We start from the raw sequence: 5646 nt of genomic DNA on the forward strand, positions 1-5646 counted from the left end.
AGGGCGCGTTGACGAGCAGGTGAAGTTACGAGGTTTTCGTATTGAGCTTGGGGAAATAGAGCATCACCTAAATAGCCATGATGCAGTAATAGAATCGCTAGTGTTAGTGGTAGAAGAGGCAGGAGAGTCACAGTTACAGGCTTACGTCCGAACAGAAGAAGCGACGGGTTTGGCACAGCAGCTACGTGAGTATCTACGGGCATTACTACCAGAGTACATGCTGCCAAGTCGCTACATTGCGGTATCACAGTGGCCGCTATCCCCGAACGGTAAAATTGACAAAAATGCGCTAAAACAATTGCATAGCAACACTGAGCTCGAAGCCTTTATAGCACCAAGAAATGCCACAGAGGAGCAGTTATTACTCATTTGGCAGCGATTGCTCAAAAACGACGCGATTGGTATTAATGACCACTTTTTTACCGTAGGAGGGGATTCCATTATAGCAATTCAATTGGTTGCTATGGCTCGGGAAGTGGGGCTCCATATAACTTTAAAAGAAGTTATGCAGTTACCTACGGTTGCTGATCAGGCATTGGTGGTTAAAGCAAGTAAAGAAGTGAGTGCTGAACAATCTCCCCTAAGCGGAGAATTTAGGCCTTTACCTATTCAATTGAGATTCTTACAACGCTCAAAAGGGGCGGCTGTACATCATTATAATCAGTCTATCTTATTACAAGTGCCTATTGAGTTATCGCAAGGTTTTCTAAGGCAAGCAGTTTCATGTTTACTTGATAGGCATGACGCGTTGAGATTACGGTTTACTCACAAATCAATAGGGTGGATGGGCGAGTTTATTGCGCTTGAACAAATTGATATTAATCGGGTTGTACAGAATGTTTTCGTTGCTGATTGGTCGGCTGAGGCCGTAACTGAAATTGCTGCTGCAGCACAGTCTGGGTTTAATATTTCAAAAGGTGAGTTATTTAAAGCAGTCTTAATCTCAGGTAAAAGTGAAGCTCGGTTGTTACTTGTAGCGCATCACCTGGTCGTAGATGGTGTTTCTTGGCGAATTTTGGTACAAGATTTACAGCGTCTTTGGTGTCAGCATCAACGCCAAGAGATACCTCGGTTACCAGCAAAAACCTCATCTATAAGGCAGTGGAGTGATACCTTAGCGCTTCATTACGACGATTTCCAAGCGCAACAAGTCTTTTGGCTTGCCCAATTAGCCGCTGAAAATACCATGATGGCTTTATCTGAGAGTGAAATAGAGCCCTGTTTACGCAGTGAAAGTGAAATCGTTAAGCTACAGCTTACCCACTCAGTAACTCGTCAACTCCTAGGAAGTGCAAACCAAGCTTATCGCACGCAAGTAGAGGATTTATTGTTAAGTGGGCTGTATTTAGCGCTACAGCAAACATTTGCGGTATCGCAAGTCGCAGTTGCACTGGAAAGCCATGGTCGGGATCCTATCTCTGATGATGTGGATCTCAGTGAAACAGTAGGTTGGTTTACTTCACTTTATCCACTATTACTTAGTTCAGAGGGCACAGGGCTTACAGAAGTAATTATTGCTGTAAAAGAACGGCGTAGGGTTATTTCTGAGTCGAACGTTGGCTTTGGAACACTAAAATACTACTCCCAAACTTCTGAGTGTTCGCATTTTGAACAAGCGGATCCTTTTGTGCTATTTAACTATCTTGGACAAATTGAGATAAATGCAGAGCACGAGCATGGGGATTTTTCTCTCGCTAATGAAAGTATGGGGTCAAATCTACACGAGCAAGCTTTACGGGAGTTTGCTATTGCGATCAATGGCCAAGTGAGTGAAGGCTTACTGCATTTGATGATTGACTATAGTGTTGCGCAGTTTAGTCCAGAGACTATGGTTGCTCTTAAAAATAATTTAGCTATGGCGTTGCAGGATATTGCTAATCACTGTGAAGGCCGAATGCCGATGTTAACAACCTCTGATGTCCCTCATGTCGAATTACAACAATCTCAGCTTAATGAATGGCAGAAACGCTTTGGTACACTCATTAATATCTTTCCTGCAACACCATTACAGCATGGAATATTCTTTCAAAGTCAAATTGATAAAAAAGCCTACTTAACCCAAGTTGTAAATCAAATCAGTGGCGAATTGAACATCAAGGCGATGGAGCTAGCATGGCAATATGTGACTAATCGGCATGAAATATTGCGAAGCGGCTTTGCTGTAGAAAAAAGTAGCCTTTATCGCTTTGTGCTTGCACCAGATATTAAAGTTCCTGTGCGCTTTTTAGATTGGAGCGACTTGAGTGATGAGCAGCGCCACAGCGCATTTATCACGTTGCGTGAGCAAGACCGAGAAATGGCAATGCCACTCAATGAAGCGCCTTTGCATAGAGTTACTATCGTGCGCTATGGCTCCATGCAGCATCAATTACTTTGGACACATCATCACCTAATTTTAGATGGTTGGTGTCTGCAAACCGTTTACCAAGAACTATTGCAAAGCTATTTGTCTTTTGCTAACTCGCAACCCTTATCGTTACCGAAACCGATCCCACTGGATGGTTACTATGATTGGTTGCAGAGTAAAGATAAGCAAAGTGCTCTTGACTATTGGCATACTTACTTGCATGACTTTGACTCGCCCACCGCATTGTTAGAAAGCCAAAATTTAGACGTTCAATCAGGCTATGTTGAGCGACAATGGCAAATAAGTACGAGTCTGTCGCAAAAGCTACGAGTACTTGCCAGTGAAGCCAAGGTGACTCTCAATGCTGTCATACAGTGGGCTTGGGGATACTTGTTACAGCGTTACAGTGGTGATCAAAAAGTATTGTTTGGTACTGTAATTTCAGGTCGGCCATCTGAGGTACAAAACATTGAAAAGATGGTTGGGTTATTCATAAACACCATACCTGTAAAAGTTGATTTTGTTCCATCAACGGATCTTAAAGCTCAGCTTAAGCAATTACATGAAAGCCAGTTGCAAAGTCAAGAACACGGCTTTTTAACTTTGCCAGAGATCCGGCAACAAACAGCGATTGCCGCTGAGGTTGAGTTGTTCGATAGTATCGTAGTGTTTGAGAACTATCCTACTGAGAGCAATAGCAGTGTAGCTAATAATACCAGCGATGTCGTTATCAATAGTAGTGAGACGGCAGAGTATAGTGCTGTGCCATTGACTTTTATTGTGAATGATAGTGAACACTTACAGCTTACATTGGGATATCGTAAAGAGCGTTTCAGCGATAACACCATAGCGCAAATGCAACATCATCTTGATGCCATCTTTTCTCAGCTTGCGGATGGTCGAGGTGTGGGTGAAATTTCACTGTTATCGACGTCTGAGCAACATTTACTGGCGCAGCAACATGATACTTTCTGTTCCCACAATTTAGCTTTACTACCGCATCAATATGTTGACCACTTTGCACAGGTAACACCTAACAGCATCGCCGTTCTTGATACTCAAGAAACGTTGACATATCAGCAGTTAAATCAGGCAGCGAACCGATTGGCTCGTTTGCTACAGGCTCAGGGAGTAATGCAGGAATCCTTCGTGGCTTTGTATCTTGAACGTCACTGTAGCATGGTTATTGCAATTTTGGCGGTGTTAAAGGCGGGTGGCGCTTATGTACCTATTGACCCGAGTATGCCGGACGCGCGCAGTAGTGCAATCTTAGACCAGCTGGGTGATGTACAAGTATTGACCCAACAGCACTTAGCGGAAGCTGAGTGTTTGCAATCACATCAAGTGACTGTGATCGATAGCGAAGCGACGCTAGATACTCTCTTCCAGTATAGAGCAACGACTCCTAGTACCTTTGAATTAAGCTCGACAAATCTTGCGTATATGATTTTTACGTCAGGTACAACAGGACAACCAAAAGGGGTGATGGTTGAGCATCAAGCCTTGTTGAATCGTGTACTGTGGATGCAAAAGCAATATGGACTGAAAGCCAGTGATAAAGTGCTGCAAAAGACGCCTTATGGTTTTGATGTTTCGGTCTGGGAGTTTGTTTGGCCATGGACCGTTGGCGCAAGCATTGTTCTAGCTAAACCTGAGGGTCACAAAGAGCCTAAGTATCTAGCAGAGTTGATACAGCGACAAGGCATTACTCATTGTCACTTCGTACCTTCAATGCTGCAAGCATTTATGCAGCATGCAGAGTTATCGCAGTGCCAAACACTGAAACAGGTATTTTGTAGCGGTGAGGCATTAACGCGCGATCACCGAGAACAGTTTATACGAGCGTCATCCGCTCAGTTACATAACTTATATGGCCCGACAGAAGCAGCAATAGATGTAAGTTATTGGGATTGTAGTAAAACCACCTCGGCCCCGAGTGTTCCCATTGGTTATGCTATTGATAACATTAACTGTGTAGTAGTGAGTCCGGATTTTGCTGAGCAGCCTATCGGTATTCCAGGAGAGTTACTCATATCTGGGATTGGCTTGGCTCGAGGTTACTTTCAGCAGGAACAGCTCACTGCGGAGAAATTTATTACGGTGAGCTTAGCAAACCGTTCTCAGCAGAGATATTATCGCACGGGCGATTTGGTCCGTCGTTTAGAATGTGGAGCTCTGGAGTTCCTTGGTCGTTTAGATCATCAAGTTAAAATCCGTGGTTTGCGTGTAGAGCTAGGAGAGATCCAAGCTGCGATTGCAGGCTGTGATGAAGTGGAAGAAGCATTTGTCAGTGTGCAGGAGTTACAAGCTGGTGAACAGCTTATCGCATTCTGTGTTACATCATTGGACAGTGCTGAACTTTCAGCTGTGATACCTAAGTTGCTGGCATCTACCTTACCGAACTACATGATACCTGCAACTTATATCGCATTGACTGAATTACCAGTCACCGTTAACGGCAAACTTGACCGTAAAGCACTATACAGCATGGTGACGGCCCAGCCTCAGATTGAATATGTTCCAGCACATACGGCAACAGAAGTTGCTCTAGAGGAAGTCTGGCGAGAGTGTTTAGGTATCACAGAACCCCTCAGTACCGTGCAGTCTTTCTTTGCTCTAGGCGGAAATTCGCTTCATGCCATGAGTATCCTCGATCGTGTCCAATCGCACTGGGATTACCCTTTTGAAATTGCAGACCTGTTTGCCTTCCAAACAATCAAAGAATTAGCACAGTTTATTGATGCAACACAGTCCCAGTATAGCTCAGAACAGCAGGAGCTAGAGGCGGATAGTGAGGCCTTTGAAGAAATGGAGTTTTAACCCAATGATTGATTTGCTTAATCAACTACAACAAAAAAATATTCAGCTATCTTCTGACTCCGGTACTTTAAAGGTGAAAGCACCAAAAGGTGCCATGACTGCTGAGTTAGCAGAGCAAGTAAAAACGCACAAAGAACAGTTATTGCACTTTCTTGAGAGACAGCAGCAAGGGAGGTCAGTGGCGAGTATCCCCTTGTGTGCCATAGATCGCAGTGGTGCGATCCCAGCGTCATTTTCACAACAACGGCTGTGGTTAATCGATAAGCTAGAAGGTAGTCAACATTATAATGTTGCAGCAGCACTGGCCTGTGATGGGGTACTGGATATTGCAGCCATAGAAGCCAGTCTAACTCAAATAGTTGCCCGCCACGAGGCGTTAAGAACCTGTTTCGAAGCCCACGATGGAGTGTGTATGCAGCGGGTAATGCCAGCCCGAGCGGTGACGGTAGAAGTGGTGAATTTGGTTGATTGTGGTGAAG

At 44.2% G+C, this 5646-nt stretch carries 2 protein-coding genes; both read left to right on the forward strand.

The window, feature by feature from the left end; translation table 11 throughout:
- Window positions 1-19: 19 nt before the first annotated feature.
- Window positions 20-5167 (forward strand): amino acid adenylation domain-containing protein, encoded by a 5148-nt coding sequence (locus ABMY45_RS23710; RefSeq protein WP_349289590.1) that lies wholly within the window; start codon window positions 20-22, stop codon window positions 5165-5167.
- Window positions 5168-5171: 4 nt separating this feature from the next.
- A partial coding sequence (locus tag ABMY45_RS23715) for a condensation domain-containing protein (RefSeq protein ID WP_349289591.1) occupies window positions 5172-5646 on the forward strand: 475 nt, incomplete at its 3' end.

The sequence above is a fragment of the Pseudoalteromonas sp. XMcav11-Q genome, assembly GCF_040104525.1.
In the GTDB taxonomy this organism is placed as follows: domain Bacteria; phylum Pseudomonadota; class Gammaproteobacteria; order Enterobacterales; family Alteromonadaceae; genus Pseudoalteromonas.